Raw genomic sequence first — 17,736 nt, 5'->3', positions numbered from 1 at the left:
AGAGATGATGACCAAACCTTACAAGAAAAAGCTCATCGAGGTCGCCATTCCGCTTGAGGCGATCAACGCGGCGTCGGCGCGGGAGAAATCGATCCGGCATGGGCATCCGTCCACGCTGCATCTTTGGTGGGCGCGGCGGCCGCTGGCGGCATGCCGGGCGGTGCTGTTCGCGCAGCTCGTCGATGACCCCTCTGGCTATGCTGACAAGCTGCTCGATGATCCGAAGATCCGGGCACGTGCGGAGGCAGACCTGGCGGTGCGCATCAAAGCGTGGCGCGAGCGCAAGGCAGACGCACAGGGCAATGTTCCCGATACGCCCGAGCCGACGCTGGAGGATTGCGCAGCCGACATCGAGCGGAAGCGGTTGTTCGAGATCATCGAAGAGCTGGTGCTCTGGGAGAACTCGACCAACGAGGAGGTCTTGGAGCGGGCTCGTGCCGAAATCCGGCGTAGCTGCGGCGGCGTGCTGCCGCCGGTCTACGACCCCTTCTCGGGTGGCGGGTCGATCCCGCTCGAGGCGCAGCGGCTAGGCCTGCCTGCCTATGGCTCCGATCTGAACCCGGTAGCGGTAATGATCGGAAAAGCAATGATCGAGATCCCGCCGAAGTTCAAGGACATGCCCCCCATCCACCCAGGCATCAAGGAGCGGTCGTTCTACCGCAACGCCGAAGGGCTGGCTGAGGATGTGAAATACTACGGCGAATGGATGCGCGAGAAGGCGTGGGAGCGGATTGGGCATCTTTACCCGCAGGTGGACCTGCCGAAGGCGCATGGTGGCGGCAAGGCGACCGTGATCGCTTGGATTTGGGCGCGGACAGTGCCGAGCCCTGACCCGGCCTTTGCCGATGTGCAGGTGCCGATCGCGTCGAGTTTTCTGCTTTCTTCCAAGAGCGGGAAAGAGGCTTGGATCGAACCCATCGTGGACCGGCACACCAAGTCGATCAGGTATTGCATCCGGCACGGCGGAACGAAGGCAGAGATCGCCGCTGCAAAAGAAGGCACTAAAGCCGGACGCGGTGCGAATTTTCGCTGTGTCATGTCCGATACCGCGATCACGCCCGACTATGTGAAACGCATTGGGCGGGAAGGAAACATGGGCCAAACGCTCTTGGCCATTGTGGCAGAGGGCAATCGTAGCCGCGTTGCCATCGAGCCGACTGAGGAGCAAGTTTCATTGGCTCTGTCAGCGCGCCCAACTTGGAAGCCCGAAACAAGCCTACCAGACGACGCTCGAAATTTTTGGACCGTCGATTATGGCCTGACGACTTTCGGCGACCTTTTCAGTGATCGGCAATTGTTGGCACTGAACACATTCAGCGATTTGGTGCATGAGGTGCGGCCCCAGATCGAGAAAGACGCAATCGCGTCGAGGCTTGTTGACGACCAAAAGTCGCTACGTGACGGCGGCAGGGGAGCGCGAGGATACGCTGAGGCCGTCAGTGTCTACCTTGGAATTAGCGTCAGCAAGTCATCGGTCTTTCTGAACTCTCTGTCGCGCTGGCGTGCCGGCGAGAGCAAGACGGCGCCAGCTTTTGGTCGGCAGGCGATCCCGATGGTTTGGGACTATGCGGAGGTAAATCCATTTGCCGGCGCCGGTGGCGATTTCCAAGGGGTCGTTATGGGCGCATCCGGAATGCTGGATAGGCTGAGAGGCGACGCTGACGGAAGCCTCGTTCAGCATGATGCGCAGACCGTGGAGTATCCCAACAAAGCTATCATTTCGTCCGATCCACCGTACTATGACAATATTGCATACGCAGATCTATCCGACTTTTTCTATTGCTGGATGCGGCCCGCACTTCGCCCGATTTATCCAGATGGATTTAGCGTTCTCGCCACGCCCAAAGCGGAGGAGTTGATTGCGGCACCATACCGCCACGGAGGAAGCGAACCGGCTGAGGCGTTCTTCCTTGAGGGAATGAGTCGAGCCATTTCCAATATGGCAAGACAGTCGTCGGATGATTTTCCCGCGACTATCTACTATGCGTTCAAGCAGAGTGAAGTCAGTCAGGACGGCATCAGTTCGACTGGGTGGGCAACCTTTCTACAGGCTGTTGTTGCAGCTGGGTATGCCGTTGTCGGTACGTGGCCTCTGCGCACTGAGATGGCTACGCGAATGATCGCTTCCGGGACCAATGCACTTGCAAATTCTGTCGTGCTCGTTTGCCGGAAAAAAGGCGTTTCGGCCGACACCATCACCCGTGCGGAATTCATCCGCGCCTTAAAGCGCGAACTCCCCCCGGCAATCGCCGAGCTTCAGGCTGCCAACATTGCTCCGGCGGACATGCCCCAGTCGGCGATCGGCCCAGGTATGGGCGTTTTCTCGCGCTACAAGGCAGTGCTGGAGTCCGACGATAGCCCGATGAGCGTGAAGACCGCGCTTCAGCTCATCAATCGCGAGCTGGACGAATATCTCGGTGGCATTCAGGGCGAGTTCGATGCCGACACGCGCTTTGCGATCACCTGGTTCGAACAGCACGGCATGGCGAAGGGCGACTATGGTGCCGCCGATAACCTAGCACGTGCACGCGGCATTTCTGTCGAGAGCGTCAAACACGCCGGGATCGTCGAGAGCGCTGCCGGCAAGGTCCGCATCCTTGCCCGCGATGAACTCAACGAAGAATGGGAGCCCGAGGGCGACGGTCATCTGACCGTATGGGAGTGCCTTCAGCATCTCGTTCGCAAGTATGAGAAGGACGGCATCTCCCACGAGACTGCCGTCCTGCTGAAGAAGATCGACGCGAAGGCCGAGGCCGTGAAAGACCTCGCCTACTGCCTCTACGACATCAGCGCCAACAAGCGGAAGGATGCGAAGGAGGCCACGGCCTACAACGCCCTCATCGCCGACTGGACCGAGCTGACGCGGCAGGCCGCGGCCATCCACGACACGAGCGGGGATCGTCAGATCCGCCTGGATATCTGAGGGGGAACGGGACAGTGGCCAAGAGCACGCGCCAATATGTTTTCGAGGGCATGGAGCTGCTGCCCGCAGCCCTCATTCCGTTCGTCGAGAAGCGGCTAGAAAGCTCGCTGAAAGGGCATTGGCAGGTCCAGGTTCTGGAGAAGCTGCCCAGCCTGCGCCCCAACAGCAACGGCGAGGTCGGCTGGGACCAGGCCGCGCTGTTCAACGCGATGGACCGTTTCTGGAGCGAAGCCTTCAAGGCGGTGCTGGGGCGGGCTGAGCGCTCACTCGTCAACGAGTTGAGCGACGTCCGCAACAAGCTCTCGCACAATGAGACTTTCAGCTACGACGACGCCGAGCGCGCGCTCGATTCCATGCGTCGCCTGATGGAGGCGATCAGCGCCGGCGAGACCGCCGAGCAGCTCTCGAAGATGCGCGACACCATCCTGCGCACAAAGTTCACCGAGCTTCAGCGCAATGAGGAGCGCCGGAAAACCCAGCGCCTGGAAATCTCGGTCGAGACGGTGGCGGGCTTGCTTCCCTGGCGTGAGGTGGTCGAGCCGCACCAGGATGTCGCCACCGGGGAATTCCAGCAGGCCGAGTTCGCCGCCGACCTCGCCAAGGTGCATTCGGGCAGCGCGCCGGCCGAATATCGTGATCCGCGCCAGTTCTACAGCCGCACCTACCTGACCGAGGGGCTGAGCGCGCTTCTGGTTGGCGCGGCCAAGCGGCTGTCGGGCAGCGGCGGCGATCCGGTCGTCGAACTGCAAACCAACTTCGGCGGCGGCAAGACGCACTCGATGCTGGCCCTCTACCATATGGCGGGGCCGACGCCGGTTCAGGACCTCTCTGGCCTCGATCAGCTGCTCGAAAGGCACGAGCTGACCGTGCCAAAGAACATCAAGCGCGCGGTGCTGGTTGGCACCTCACGCGGGCCGCAGGACGTCCTCAATGCCGAGGGCGGCCGCAAGATCCGCACGACGTGGGGTGAGCTGGCGTGGCAGCTCGGCGGCGCCGAAGCGTTCGACATGATCGCTGAGAATGATGCCAACGGCATCGCGCCAGGCTCGCACCTGCTCGAGACCATCTTCAAGAAGTACGCTCCGTGCCTGATCCTGATCGACGAGTGGGTGGCGTATCTGCGTCAGATCTATCGGGTCGAAGGGCTACCGTCTGGTTCGTTCGATGCGAACCTCTCGTTCGTCCAGTCGCTCACCGAGGCAGTCAAGGCGAGCCCCGGAACACTGCTGGTCGCATCCTTGCCGGCGTCGCAGATCGAGGTTGGCGGCGAGGGCGGCCAGGAGGCGCTCGCGCGTCTCAAGCAGACCTTCAGCCGTGTCGAGTCCTCGTGGCGGCCCGCCAGCCAGGAGGAGAGCTACGAGATCGTACGGCGTCGGCTGTTCAAGGAGATTGCGGGCGACAAGTTCCATCACCGTGACAACACGCTGAAGCAGTTCGCCAAGCTGTATCGCGAGAACGCTAACGATTTCCCGCAGGGCTGCGCCGACGAGGACTATCGGCGCAAGCTGGAGAAGGCCTATCCGATCCATCCCGAGCTGTTCGACCAGCTCTACACAAGCTGGGGTTCGCTGGAGAAGTTCCAGCGCACGCGCGGCGTGCTGCGCCTCATGGCGCAGGCCATCCACGAGCTTTGGATGAACGGCGACCCTTCGGTGATGATCATGCCGGGCAGCGTTGCGGTGAGTTCGCCGCGCGTTGAGCCGGAGCTGCTCCACTATCTGGACGTGACCTGGCAGTCGATCATCGCCGGTGATGTGGATGGCACCGCGTCGACGCCCTACAAGATCGATCAGTCGGCGCCCAACCTGAACCGCTATTCCGCGACGCGTCGCGTAGCGCGCGCGATCTTCATGGGCACGGCACCGACGCACCAGCAGCAGAACACCGGCCTCGACGACAAGCAGATCAACCTCGGCGTCGTGCAGCCGGGCGAGCGGCCCGCGATCTTCGGCGACGCGCTGCGGCGGCTGACCAACCAGGCCAAGTTCATGCACGCCGATCTCGGGCGCTACTGGTACTCGGTGTCGGCGAGCCTCAACCGTATTGCGGCCGACAAGGCAGCGCAGATCGAGACTGCACTCGTCCTGCTGACGATCGACAGCGAGCTGGGCAAGTATGTGAACAGCCTCGCTGATCGTGGGCACTTCGACGCCGTTCAGGTGGCGCCGGCCTCGTCAGCGGAAGTGCCGGACGAAGCTGGAGGCGTGCGGGCGGTCGTGTTGGGCGTCGCTCATCCGCATAATGGCCGCGAGGGTTCCGAGGCGCTGGTCGAAGCCAAGGATATCCTGATGCAGCGTGGCAGCACGCCGCGTGTCTATCGCAACATGCTGGTCTTCATCGCCGCGGATTCTCGCCAGCTCGATAATCTGAAAGACGCGGTGCGAGCGTCCCTGGCCTGGGGCGAGATCGTCCGCGACACCGAGCGTCTCAATCTGACGCAGAGCGACAGCGCGCTGGCCAAGGCCAAGCTGGCTGAATCGAACGAGACGATGAAGACACGTCTCAAGGAGGCGTGGTGCTATCTCCACTATCCGGCGCAGGAAAGCGCGCAAGCCGATGTCGAATGGGTCTCGGGCAAGATCCCGGCGCAGGACGGGCTGCTGGCGCGGGCCAGCAAGAAGCTCGTGGCCGAGGAAGGGTTGCTCACGGAACTCGGGCCGACGCGCCTCGATCGCGACCTCCAGAAGTACATCTGGAACGGCAAGCCGCATCTCTCGCTCAAGGATCTGCGGGAGTATCTCAATCGCTACATCTACCTGCCACGCCTGAAGAACCAGGAGGTTCTGATCAAGGCCGTGCAGGCGTCCGTTAGCGGGATGATCCCGGGGCCCTTCGCCTATGCCGAACGATGGGACGAGAAGTCGGACATCTATCAGGGTCTTGCCATCGAGCGCGCCGCGAACGCGGCGGTCGTGATCGACAGCGACAGTGTCATTGTTAAGCCAGCTGTGGCCGAGGCCCATCGACCGGTTCCGGTGCAGCCTGGTAGTGGCGGGGGTGCGCAAGGCCCAGGCGAGACGTCTCCGGATACAAGGTCGCAGCCAGACGGCGGTACGCCCCAGCCTCCGCCTCCTGAGAAGAAGCCAACTCGCTTCACCGGCAGCGTGATGATCTCTTCGGAGCGACCAGCCCGCGAAATCCATCAGATTGTCGAAGCGATCGTCGAGCAGCTCACGACGCTACCGGGGAGTTCGGTGAAGCTGAAGCTAGAGATCGACGCCGAAGTTCCATCGGGGCTCGACCGGGCAAAGGTGCGGACGCTGATAGAAAACGCCAATACGCTCGGGTTCATTGAGAAGTCAATGGAGTAGTTCCACGCGCATAAGGAGGAGCTTTGGGATGGCGATGACGGTACTCTTGGGGTGCGCCCGGCGATGCTGCTTCGGGCCCGAAGGGCGAGGATCGATCGATTAGGGGTTTTCGGCCAGACGACACGTTGCATTAGAGGGTCAGGCATCTCGAAGCTAGACGAGAATATCGATCAGTCCGATGTGATTACATAATCAAAATTCCGCGACTCAGGCTCACGCCTTCGTCTACACGCACGGAGCATTTGGTCTGACGATCCATCGCGCGGCCCTGTGCCAGGTCGTGCCCGACTTGAGCTACTTCCGTGCTTGTTTCCGCTCGCTGCACCAGCCAGCGCTCCCTCCCTGCGACAGGATGGCGTTCGCCGCCTAGATCGTCAGATTGCTCGGATCTTTGCCGGCATTAATGTGATCCACGAACCACTGCGGTTTTCGGCCACGGCCCGACCAGGTGAGAGCGGCGTTCTCAGGGTGTCGGTATTTTGCCACGGCTGGCGCACGGGTAGCCTTGACCTCGACGCCAATCAGGGCGGCAAGAGAGTAGCCCATCTCCTTGGCAATCGCTTCCAGCTTGGCCCGGGCTTCTGACTTGTGCCGGTCCTCGTAAGTGGAAACCGCCTTGGCGAGGTCCTTCTGCATTTGCCGCAGTTCCTTGAGCGACATCGCCTCGAGATTGAAATCAGCCATTGAGCCCTCGTGTCCTGAATGCTGCATCCGGGATAGCCGTCCGGTCGCGATGTCGCAACTCCCATGGAGTTCATCGCGATAGGGCAGGGGGATGAAGTTGGCTTGATCCGCTGGGTCAGCGGTTTCGCAAATGCCTCAACCCCTTTGCCGTGGCGAGGAAGGCCGCGTTCTGCAGGAGCCCCAGGTCGTCACTATCCCCGGTGCCATCCCTTCGACTGACAATCCCCTAAGCCTGTTCGGCCTCTGGCGCGCAACCCCGCGTCAGGCCGGGCCGTGTTGCCCCTTTGGGGCTGCCCGCGCCACCCCGGCCCTCTGGGGGTTTCCGGTCGCCGTTCCGTCTCCCGTGCAGGCCTCAGCCGACAGGCTTTTTCCGGGTCTTGTCGAAGGGACGGTCCCAGGGACAGAAAACACAGGAGCTTACCATGCAGAACATCGTCTTCCTCGCCGGCAACATCGGTCAGAAGCCCGAAGTGCGCTCGACCCAAAGCGGCACGAAGATCACCAACTTCACCCTTGCCACCTCCCGCCCCCGCCTCTCGGAAGGTCGCGTCATGCGCGACGAGAACGGTTACCGGGTCATGGACACCGAATGGCACCGCATCATCTGCTTCAACGGTCTCGGCAAGACCGTCGCAGAGCATTGCGAAAAGGGCATGAAGGTCCTCGTCCACGGGCGCATCCACTACACGAAGTGGACCGACGCAACCGGCACTGACCGCTACGGCTGCGAGATCATCGCCGAGAAGGTCGACTTCCTGAGCCGCCCGAAGTCGGCCGAGAATGAAAACCCCGAGCTGGTCGACCGCGACGACGAGATCCCGTTCTGAAGAGAACGGGGTTTCCCCCTCGGGCCCGGCGGAGCAATCCGCCGGGTTCAGTCGATCTCGGCCCAAAGCGGACATTCACACGAGTTGCTGCACCTGACTGCTTTCCAGCGGAAGTGGAATTTGTACTCGGTGATCGCGTTGGAATGGCGCAACTTCGAAGGTAGTCTCGATTTTCGTGGCTGTGGTCCTGGGTTCGCGGTTCACGGCTTGGGGCGTCATTGCCTGTGGTGTCCCCAGTTGCCTGGCCAGGCATGAGGCCATGCCTTTTCGAGGGCCCTACCGGCGCGCAGCAGGATGTCTTCGCAGTGTGGGGGCGCGGCAAGGTGCATGCCGATGGGCAGCCCATCTAGAGATAGACCTGCCGGCACGCTGATAGCCGGACACCAGGGCACCCAGTTGAACACTGAAGTCATGTCGAGCCCACGCTTGCGGCCATCGGCGGTGAGCGCGTGATAGATGGCGTCATCCTCTTCCACTCCCACGGCCGGACGGGTCATGGTCGGGCTGAGCAGGATGTCATGGGTTTCGAACAGACGCGCCAACGCGTCCCACTGGCGCTTGCGCAAGAGGTCGGTCTGACGCAGCGACACGGCATCATGTGCCCGACCCTTTGCAACCACCGCGGCAAGGCGCGGATCGGCAAGGTTTCCAATCCGGTCAAGGTCCGCCCCGAAGAAGGCAGCCAGATAGACATGCCAGTGCCGGACCCAGCCGTCGGCGATGGCTCGATCCCAGGCAAGGTCGACGCGTTCTACGATGGCCCCTGCGCGTTCCAGAACTGCGGCGGTCTCGTCCAGCCGTAACCGGACCTCGTCCTCGATCACGAAGAAGCCAAGGTCGTAGGTCAGCGCGATGCGTAAGCCCTTGACGTCCGAACTTGCGTCAAGCTCGGGCAGGGCCGGAATCAAGGTGCGCGGGTCTGACCAGGTGGGTCCGCAAAGCGGTGGAAGGGTCAGGGCCAGATCGGCGGTTGTCCGGGTCAAAAGGCCGTGGTGCTGAATGTCATCGACGAAAGACGGCTGGTCGTCCAACGGCAGGCGTCCGGCGGCGGGCTTGAGGCCTACAAGTCCGGTGCAGGACGCCGGGATCCGGACCGAGCCCCCCATGTCCGTACCCTGTCCGATGGCCACACAGCCCGTCGCCACTGCCACCGCCGATCCGCCAGAGGAGCCGCCGGGCGTGCGCGCGGGGTTCCAGGGATTGCGCGTGATGCCAGTCAGGGGGCTGTCACAGAAGCTCGACGAAGCGAATTCCGAAAGTGTCGTCTTGCCAAGGATCATTGCATCGGCCCGCCGGAACCGCCGTACGATCTCGGCGTCATGATCGGCTACATAATCCGCAAAGGCATGTGAGCCCATCCGGTTGCCCAGCCCCTTGACCGGCGTGCAATCCTTGATCGCCACGGGCACGCCCGCCAGCGGTCCAAGAGCCTCGCCCGCTCTGCGGCGCTTGTCGATCGTGCGGGCCTGGTCGATCAGACCGGTGGCATCGATCTGGGCAAAGCAGTTCAGCTCTTCTTGCGCTTTCCCGGCGCGCTCCAGGGTCAGCTCGGCGATCCGCTCGGCGGTCTGGCGACCCTCTCTGACGGCAGAGGTGATTTCCGCGATGGTCGACCAGGGCCCGATTTCGCTGTGCATGTCTTCGCCTTCCTTCCTCGGGACCCTTGCGGCGGGCAGGCCAGGCCATTCTGCCGCGCATGATCGTTCTTCAATGTGATCTGCACCTTGATTCAGCAAGAAGAAACGTTTCTTCATCTAGGAGCATCGACCTCGACACAAAGTCAAGAGCCTGCTACGTCAGGGGCATGTCAAAGCAGAAGAAGGCAACAATCCGGGACGTTGCAGCGGCTGCGGGCGTTTCGGTAACGACCGTGTCGGATGCCTTGTCCGGCAAGGGGCGGCTTCCTGAAGCAACCCGCGAGAGGGTGCATGCCGTCGCCGAGCAGCTGAGTTACCGCCCAAGCGCCATCGCCCGCGGTCTGCGTTCGGACGGGCTTGGGCTGATCGGTATCTGCATTGCGCCTGCAGGGGGCGGTGGCGTCCTGACAGACGTGGCCTACTGGGCTTCGATTGTCACCCATGCCAGTCAGGCGATCCTGTCGACTGGACAGGCACCGGTGCTCTTGCCCCACAATGTCGAGATGCTGGGCAAACTACGCCTGCCTCTGGATGGGGCCATCGTGGTCGACCCGCTGGAGCATGACCCGGTCCTGGCCTATTTCGAACGCAAGCGCATCCACTGCCTGACAATTGGCCGCGATCTTCAGCACGACACCGGGCATTGGGTGGATGACGACACGCGCGAAGGTGTGCGGCAGCTTTTGCTGACCACGATCCCATCGGGCGCATGCCTTGGCTTCGTTACGGTCGGCCCTAAGAAGAGCTATATCGGCGACGCAGTCGACGGTGCCCGTGACTGGGCAGCGGAACGGGGCGGAAGGCTGATGATGCAGGCCAGCGGGTCCATGGAGGCGCCACAAGTGCAAGAGGCGGTCAAGGCCTTGCTGGACGGTGGGGCCGAGGCGCTGATCGCGCAGAACGACAGGGTTGCCCTTCGGGTTCTTGAGGCGCTGCGCGCTTTGGGCAAGGCTGTTCCCAAGGATGTGCGGCTGCTGTCTGCCGCCGATGCTCCCGAGCTTGCCCGTGTCGAGCCTGCGATCTCGGCGGCCCAGGCGCATCCGGCGCGGCTGGCCGAACTGGCGGCGGCGCGGCTGCAGGAGATCATCCGTGGCAGCACCGATGTGACCAACGCCAAGGTCCCGATGGACATCTTTCCCCGCGCTTCGGCGCCCCGGATTACCGGCTAAAGTCGCCTAAGCGGTGACAGCCTTTCGGTAGGTGTCCTTGTGGCAGATCTTGCCATCGCGGAACCTCAGCAGGTCCAGCCCTTTGACATCCACCTTGGTCCCGTCGGCCCGGGTGCCGCGGAAGACCCAGGTGGTAAAGCCGATCTCGCCATCCAGGACATGGACTGCCTCGTTCCAGCTGGCATCAGGGAAGGTGGTCCAGATCGCCTCGAAAGCTGGGCGCAGGGCGGCATGACCCTGAACGCGCATGCCCTGCGGGGCGGGACCAGCCGAGCCGTCGAAGATGCAGTCGTCGGTCATCAGCGACAGCAGCCTGTCCGCGTCATGCGCGTTCCAGGCGTCGGCGTGGCGCTGCATCAGGGCCAGAGTCTCTTCGCGGGTCATGGGCGGGCCTTTCCGTTGGTGTGGCGGCGACAAGCGCCAGTAAGCTATTTGGTCAACGATGCCACAACCTCGGCCACATCGGCCAAGTAGGGTGCGACTGCCGGCCCCTGGTGAATCGTGATCATCCCCATATGGATGGCGCTTGGCCGTGCCATGGGGCGCAGGAACCAGCCGCGCGCGCTCATCCCTGCGATCATGCGGTCGATAGGTTGGCCAGGTACGCACCAGGCCAGCACTGGCAGGTCGGGCGTACTAACCAATTCGACCCCGTCGATGGCCTTCAGCCCCGCCTGCAGCCGGGCCGATATGTCCAGGATCTGCGCCGCGATCCGGGTATAGCCTTCTTCCCCCAGGTAACGCATGACGGCCCAAGCGGCGGCGATGGGGCCCGCCGGGCGGGTGCCCGCCAGCCCGACCGAACCGTAGGACCCGATGGGCCAGTCGTCGAATTCGAAGGCATAGTAGGGTCGCCAACACTTGTGACGGAACAGGGCCGCCGAGGCCCCCTTGGCCCCGAAACCGTATTTGTGGATATCGGCCGAGATCGATCGGACGCCCTCGATCTTGAAGTCGAACTCGGGCACCGTTGCCCCGGCGCGCCGGGCAAAGGGGGCGATCAGCGCGCCGATGCAGGCATCGACATGCAGCCAAAGGTTGCGGCGGATGGCGAGGTTGGCGATTTCGGCAATCGGGTCGACGAGCCCATGGCCGAACTGCGGGGCGGACCCCGTCAGCCCGATGGTGCGCGGGCAGACCAGCGCCTCCATCGCGACGACATCAGCACGGAAATCGGGGCCAATGGGGGCACGGACGATTTCGATCCCCAAAAGGTTGCCTGCCTTGTCAAAGGCCGGATGGGCCGACTGCGGCACGATGAACTTTGGAAAGCCCAAGTCCGGGCGACGGTCGCGTGCCCAGTCGCGGGCAGCCTTCAGCGCCATCAGGATGCTTTCGCTGCCACTGGCGGTGAAACAGCCGTCACCAAAGGGGCCCGCGCTGACCAGATCCAGCAACCAATCCAGCACCTCGCCTTGCAGGCGGACGACACTTGGGAAGGCGGCCGTGCCGTGGGCATTCTCGGAAAAGAAAAGGCGCGAGGCTTCCTTGGCGATGTCCAGAACATCGTCGCCACCGAACTGGACATACAGATTGGTCCGCCCGGCGCGCCAATCCACATCGCCGGACTTGGCCTGTCGAAGGTCGCCAAGAACGTCGTCCGCACTGCGGCCAGTCTTAGGAAATTCCGAGCGGGGCATTGGGGCCTCCTGTGATGGAGCTGATGCGGGGCAAAACGCGTACGCAGGGCCAGAAAGCGCTTGCAGTAACGTTTCTTCAAGGGAGTTAACAGGGCCGATTGACCCCTGTCAACGCACCCTTCGTGTGAGCCGGCCAGATTCAGATTGACAGCCGACCGGATTTGAAGAAACGTTTCTGCAAGCTAAAGCAGCGAAACGACTGCAACCACCGGGGAACGCTCTTGCCTTGACGACCGGACGTGAATTCCAGATCGCCGTTGCCCGCTGGCACGCTGGGGAAAGCCTTGCCCAAGCCGCAGCGACGCTGTGTTCGGCGCTTACGCCCGAGGAAAAGTTGTCCATGCTGGACGGTGATCTGAACTTCTGGGAGGGCCGCATCCGCGCCCTGACACTGGGGCAAAGCAACCGCACCTGCCCGGCGGCGGTGATCCCGCGGCTTGGCATCCCGGGGTTTGACTTTGTGGATGGTCCGCGCGGCGTTGGGCTGGGGACCGCCACCTGCTTTCCGGTCAGCATGGCGCGCGGAGCAAGCTTCGACCCCGCGCTAGAGACCGCCATTGGCGAGGCCATTGGGAAGGAACTACGCGTCCGGGGCGGCACGCTTTTTGGTGGGGTCTGCATTAATTTGTTGCGCCACCCGGCTTGGGGCCGCGCGCAAGAAACCTATGGTGAGGACTCCCATCACGTCGGCGAGATGGGCGCGGCGCTGTCGCAGGGGGTTCAGCGCCATGCGATGGCCTGCGTGAAGCACTTCGCGCTGAACTCGATGGAAACCTCGCGCCACCGGGTCGATGTGACCTGTGATGAGCGCGCCTTGCATGAAGTCTATCTGCCGCACTTCCGCCGAGTGGTGGAAAGCGGCGTTGCGACCGTCATGTCGGCCTACAACAGCGTCAACGGCGACTGGTGTGGGCACAACCGGTACTTGCTGACCGAGATCCTTAAAGAGGAATGGGGCTTTGACGGCACGGTCATCACCGATTTCATCTTCGGCATTCGTGACGCGGCGGCCTCGCTGAAGGCTGGGGTCGATATCGAAATGCCCTACCGGATGATCCGCTGGCAGCACTTGCCAAGCGAGATTGCCGAGGGCCGCGTGACCTGGGACGAGGTCGATGCCACCGTCGAGCGCATCCTGCGCACGTTGATCCGGTTCGAACACTTGCGGCAGCAGCCGATACCCGATGCGGCCATCGTCGACGGTTCCGCCCACGCTGACCTTGCCCTGCAATCGGCCCGGCAATCCATCGTGCTGTTGGAGAATGACGGCTTACTCCCACTGGCACCCGCCATTGGCAAGATTGCGGTGCTGGGCCGACTGGCAGCCACCCCGAACCTTGGCGATGGTGGGTCAAGCGCGGTCAATCCGTCCCATGTCGTCACGCCGCTCGACGGCATCATCCGGGGCTTCCCCAAGGCGCGGGTCACCCATTCCGCAGACGACGCCACGACCGCCAAAGACGCCGATCTGGCCATCGTCGTGGTCGGCACCACGATGCATGACGAGGGCGAGTTCCTCGACCTTGACGCGCAACTCCCCATGCTGGACCTTTACGCGCCGCCCTTCGAGAGCGAAGACCAGCGCCAGCGCTTCCAATACCTTGTCGAGAACCAGGACACCGCCCTCGCCGAACCCCCGGGTGGTGATCGCGCCAGCCTCGCCCTGTCGGCCGCCGACCAGCAGTTGATCCTGCAGGCCGCCGCGACCGGGGTGCCCGTGGTCGTGGTGATGATGGGCGGCAGCGCCTTTGTGACCGAAGGCTGGCGCGAGAAGGTCTCGGCCATCCTGCACCTCTGGTATCCGGGGATGGAGGGCGGAACGGCCCTGGCGGACGTCCTGTCGGGGTGGGTCAATCCCTCGGGCCACATGCCTTTTGCGACGCCGGTGAGCGAGGCCGATCTTCCGCCCTTTGCCCTTCTGACCGACCACGCGGAGTACGGCTTGCTGCACGGCCAGTGGCATCTGGACGAAGGCGGGCATCCCGTCCGCTATCCCTTCGGTCATGGGCTGAGCTTCGGCAGCTTCCAGCCCCTTGCGCTGAGGGTCGAGGCCGAAGCCGGGCGCACCCTTGCGCGGGTCGACTGGATGAACACCGGAGCCGTCGCGGGCGATGACGTCATCTTCCTCTTCGCCAGCGTCCCCGGCTCGGCCCATCAGCGCCCAAGCCGGCGGCTTGTCGGGTTTCAGCGGATCAGCCTCCGCGCGGGCGAAACCGCGACAATCTCGATTCCGCTGGACCTTCGGCAACTTGCCATCCGCAGCGAGGGACGTTGGCTGTGGGACGATCTGCCGCTGCAGCTCGAGGCTGCCCGTTGGTCGGGCGATCCGCAGGCGGTAGTTTGGTCCGGCCGGGTGGAAAGCCCGCTTTGATGACCCAGAAACACGCAAGACAAGGGAGACGCCGATGACGCAGGACCTGTCCCGAACCGCTGCAGGAGTGCAGTTCGTCGGCGTCTCCAAAACCTATCCAACCGGGCTGACGGCGATTTCCCAGTTGGACCTCGACATCCAGCCGGGTGAATTCCTGACACTGCTCGGTCCAAGCGGATCGGGAAAGACCACGGCACTGAACCTCTTGGCCGGGTTCCAGTCGCCCACATCCGGACAGATCCTGGTGGACGGCAAGGACATCGGTGCCCTCCCGCCGCACAAACGGGATATTGGCGTGGTGTTCCAGCACTATGCCCTCTTCCCACACATGACGGTTCGGGAAAACATTGGCTACCCGTTGAAACAACGCAGTATAGCCAAGGGTGAGATCGCTCGCCGGGTGGATGACGTGCTGCGCATGGTGGCCCTGGACGCCTACGGCGACCGGTTGCCGCGGCAGTTGTCAGGCGGTCAGCAGCAACGGGTTGCGGTCGCCCGCGCCATCGTCTTTCGCCCGCGCCTTCTCCTCATGGATGAACCCCTGGGCGCTCTGGACCGCAAGCTGAGGGAATCCGTTCAGCTTGAGCTGAAACGCATCCACCGCGATCTGGGCGTGACCATCGTCTTTGTGACCCATGACCAGGAAGAGGCGCTGGTCATGTCGGACCGCATCGCCATCTTTGATCAGGGCCGCATCCAGCAAATCGGCACCGCCAGCACGCTTTATGATGAGCCCGTGTCGCAATTCGTGGCCCAGTTTCTGGGCGAGTCGAATTGCCTTGTGGGGGAGGTCACGTGGTATCAGGGCCTGTCCCGGGTCACCACTGCGGCGGGTGCGCTCCACGGTGTCACCAGCGATGCAACCCCGCAAGAAGGCCCGGCCGCTATCGTCACGCGCCCCGAGCGCAGCAGGTTGTTCGTGGATCCGGCCGAGGTGCCAAAAGGCTGGAACCAGATCCCGGCCCGCATCCGCGACGTCGTCTATCTCGGTGCCCTCCGCAAGGTGGTGGCCGACCTGCGGGATGGGGGCACGTTCACCGTGATTTGTCAGCCAGATCAAGTACTTCCCGCCACGCCCGACGTGCTGGTTGCTTTCCCGCCCGGAGCGGCCCGCGTGGTGCTCGCGGGTGGTCCAAAGAATCATTGACAGCCAGGGCCGCCTGGCCCGAGATCAAAGAAGAAACGTTTCTGCAATTCGCAGATCGTCAAGAAACAGGGAGATAATCATGAGACTGAGAAAGACCATTGCCACTCTGGGCCTTACCACCGCCCTCGCCCTGAGCCTTGGGGCAACCAGCGCTTCGGCGCAGGATCTGGCAGGCAAGACCTTCGTCTTCGGCGGCTTCGGCGGTGACCTTCAGAAGAACCAGGACCTCGCTTGGCTGCAGCCCTTTGCGGCCGCAACCGGCGTGAAGATCGACCAGACCGACTCGCCCGACATGGCGACGCTGAAGACCCAGCAAGAGGCCAGCAACGTCGCGCTGGACGTGGTGCAGATCGAATCCAGCACCGTTGATGCGAACTGCGGCACTGTCTTCATGGAAGTCTCGATTGACCGTTCGCAACTGAACCCTGCGCTCGACACCAACAAGTGCGGTGTGCCGGTGGTCAAGTTCTCCTTCGTTCTTGCGTATAACGCCGCGAAGTTCCCCGAAGCCCCGACCAGCGTCGCTGACTTCTTCAACACCGAGAAGTTCCCAGGTATCCGCGCGATCCGTGGCGGCGCCTTCAACGTTGGTATTGTCGAAACTGCACTGCTGGCCGACGGCGTTGAAGCTGCGAGCATGTATCCAATCGATCTCGATAAAGCGGCGGCCAAGATCGAGACGATCAAGGACTCGATCGAAGTCAAGGAATCCTTCGCCGTGATCCAGGACGGATTGGCCAACGGAGAGTTCGACATGGCTCTGGTCCCGAACGGGCGCGCCTTAAACGCCTCGAAGAGCAACCCCGACATCAAGGTCGTCTTTGCTGGCGCCGTGACGCTCTATGACAACCTGGCCATTCCAACCGGCGCGAAGAACCCCGAAGCTGCGACCGCGTTCCTTCAGTATGTGGCGCTGCACAGCACCCAGACCGCGCTGACCGAGCTTTTTCCCTATGGCATGGGCACCGTCGGCGATGCGCCGAAGCTGGATGATCAGGCCAAGGGCTTTTTCCCCGACACTTATGCTGACCAGCTTCTGATGCAGGACGCGGGCTGGTGGGGTGCCAATGAGGCTGCCGTCACAGACCGTCTGACCGCCATCTTCGCGCAGTAACGCAACATGGCCGGGACCAAACCTCCTCCCTTGGATGTCCCGGCAACTCTGGCAACGGGCGGCACTGCCCGCCCGTTGTCGCAAGCGCGTGATGCCTGGGGATTGGTCGCCTTGCCGATCATCCTGTTCCTCTTTGTCTTTTTTGCCTATCCAACCGGCTTGACCCTCCTGCGCGCCTTCACCCATTTTGATGCTCCCGAAATCGGCGGGCTAGACAACATCACCTGGGTTTTGGGGGGTGCCGCCAACCGGACGATCCTGATCCGGACCTTCACCGTCGCCCTTCTCTGCACCGCTTTCGCCGCCCTTCTGGCCTTTCCCTATGCGTACCTGATGACCAAGGTCAGCAGCCGCTGGCAGACAGTGATGATGGGTCTGCTACTTGTCTCGATGTTCTTCGGGATACTCTTGCGCAACTTCTCTTGGGTCGTCCTTTTGCAGATGCAGGGGCCAGTGAATGACCTGATCGCAGCCCTTGGCTTTGATCGGGTGCGGATGCTCGGCACCGCGCCTGCAGTGCTGATGGGCATGACACATGTCCTCTTCCCCTTCATGGCGCTGCCGCTTTATGCGGTTCTGAAGGGGATCGACCCAAGACTGGTTCTGGCCGCGCAAAGCCTTGGTGCCACGCCGCGAAACGCGTTCCTGCAGGTCTATCTTCCCTTGGCCGTGCCGGGTCTTTTCGCCGGGGCGCTTCTGGTCTTCGTGCTGGCGCTTGGCTTCTACATCACGCCGGCGATCCTCGGGTCGCCCAAGCAGGCCTTGATTTCGCAGGTCCTCTATCAGCAGTTCGAAACCCGCGCTGCCTTTGGCCGGGCCGGGGCGCTGGCCATCGTGCTGCTCGTCGCAGCCATGGCCTTCGTCCTGATGGCTGGTGCCGTACAGAAGCGCAGCAAGGCTTACGAGGGCTGAG

At 62.8% G+C, this 17,736-nt stretch carries 12 protein-coding genes; 8 read left to right on the top strand and 4 right to left on the bottom strand.

The window, feature by feature from the left end; genetic code table 11:
- Positions 1 to 7: 7 nt before the first annotated feature.
- Together AC2D9V_RS16705 and AC2D9V_RS16700 are read left to right on the top strand one after the other, a co-directional pair.
- A complete protein-coding gene (locus AC2D9V_RS16705) occupies positions 8 to 2,923 on the top strand; it encodes a DUF1156 domain-containing protein (protein ID WP_484715235.1) in 2,916 nt (971 codons plus the stop codon).
- Between the two features lie 50 nt (positions 2,924 to 2,973).
- Positions 2,974 to 6,234, top strand: coding sequence for a DUF499 domain-containing protein (locus tag AC2D9V_RS16700; protein WP_484715234.1), 3,261 nt, complete (start codon positions 2,974 to 2,976; stop codon positions 6,232 to 6,234).
- A 366-nt stretch (positions 6,235 to 6,600) separates the two neighbouring features.
- Here AC2D9V_RS16700 and AC2D9V_RS16695 read toward each other — a convergent pair whose 3' ends face one another.
- Entirely contained in the window at positions 6,601 to 6,918 is a 318-nt protein-coding gene (locus AC2D9V_RS16695) for an H-NS histone family protein (protein ID WP_484715233.1), read from the bottom strand.
- Between the two features lie 422 nt (positions 6,919 to 7,340).
- Here AC2D9V_RS16695 and AC2D9V_RS16690 point away from each other — a divergent pair, with 422 nt between their 5' ends.
- A complete protein-coding gene (locus AC2D9V_RS16690) occupies positions 7,341 to 7,745 on the top strand; it encodes a single-stranded DNA-binding protein (RefSeq protein ID WP_484715232.1) in 405 nt (134 codons plus the stop codon).
- Positions 7,746 to 7,960: 215 nt separating this feature from the next.
- Here AC2D9V_RS16690 and AC2D9V_RS16685 read toward each other — a convergent pair whose 3' ends face one another.
- A complete protein-coding gene (locus AC2D9V_RS16685; RefSeq protein WP_484715231.1) occupies positions 7,961 to 9,382 on the bottom strand; it encodes an amidase in 1,422 nt (473 codons plus the stop codon).
- Between the two features lie 167 nt (positions 9,383 to 9,549).
- Here AC2D9V_RS16685 and AC2D9V_RS16680 point away from each other — a divergent pair, with 167 nt between their 5' ends.
- Positions 9,550 to 10,551: a LacI family DNA-binding transcriptional regulator gene (locus AC2D9V_RS16680; RefSeq protein WP_484715230.1), complete on the top strand. Its 1,002-nt coding sequence runs from the start codon at positions 9,550 to 9,552 to the stop codon at positions 10,549 to 10,551.
- A 6-nt stretch (positions 10,552 to 10,557) separates the two neighbouring features.
- Here AC2D9V_RS16680 and AC2D9V_RS16675 read toward each other — a convergent pair whose 3' ends face one another.
- Both AC2D9V_RS16675 and AC2D9V_RS16670 read right to left on the bottom strand, forming a co-directional pair.
- A complete protein-coding gene (locus AC2D9V_RS16675; RefSeq protein WP_484715229.1) occupies positions 10,558 to 10,935 on the bottom strand; it encodes a nuclear transport factor 2 family protein in 378 nt (125 codons plus the stop codon).
- Between the two features lie 44 nt (positions 10,936 to 10,979).
- On the bottom strand, positions 10,980 to 12,191 hold the full coding sequence (locus tag AC2D9V_RS16670) for a pyridoxal phosphate-dependent decarboxylase family protein (RefSeq protein ID WP_484715228.1): 1,212 nt from the start codon (positions 12,189 to 12,191) through the stop codon (positions 10,980 to 10,982).
- Between the two features lie 226 nt (positions 12,192 to 12,417).
- On the opposite strand from AC2D9V_RS16670, the gene AC2D9V_RS16665 reads away from it, so the two are divergent.
- The 4 genes from AC2D9V_RS16665 to AC2D9V_RS16650 all read left to right on the top strand — a co-directional run bounded on the left by AC2D9V_RS16665 (position 12,418) and on the right by AC2D9V_RS16650 (position 17,735).
- Positions 12,418 to 14,562, top strand: a complete 2,145-nt coding sequence (locus AC2D9V_RS16665) for a beta-glucosidase (RefSeq protein ID WP_484715227.1) — start codon at positions 12,418 to 12,420, stop codon at positions 14,560 to 14,562.
- Positions 14,563 to 14,596: 34 nt separating this feature from the next.
- The gene (locus AC2D9V_RS16660; RefSeq protein WP_484715226.1) at positions 14,597 to 15,709 is read left to right on the top strand and encodes an ABC transporter ATP-binding protein; all 1,113 of its coding nucleotides are present in this window, start codon (positions 14,597 to 14,599) and stop codon (positions 15,707 to 15,709) included.
- On the top strand, positions 15,690 to 16,823 hold the full coding sequence (locus AC2D9V_RS16655) for an extracellular solute-binding protein (RefSeq protein ID WP_484715225.1): 1,134 nt from the start codon (positions 15,690 to 15,692) through the stop codon (positions 16,821 to 16,823). The genes AC2D9V_RS16660 and AC2D9V_RS16655 overlap by 20 nt, the downstream gene beginning before the upstream one ends.
- A 111-nt stretch (positions 16,824 to 16,934) precedes the next feature.
- Entirely contained in the window at positions 16,935 to 17,735 is an 801-nt protein-coding gene (locus tag AC2D9V_RS16650) for an ABC transporter permease (protein ID WP_484715224.1), read from the top strand.
- Position 17,736: the final 1 nt, after the last annotated feature.

Source organism: Tabrizicola sp. T46 (assembly GCF_057219895.1).
The sequence above is the reverse complement of the archived record's forward strand: the minus strand, read 5'-3'. Positions and strand labels throughout refer to the sequence as shown.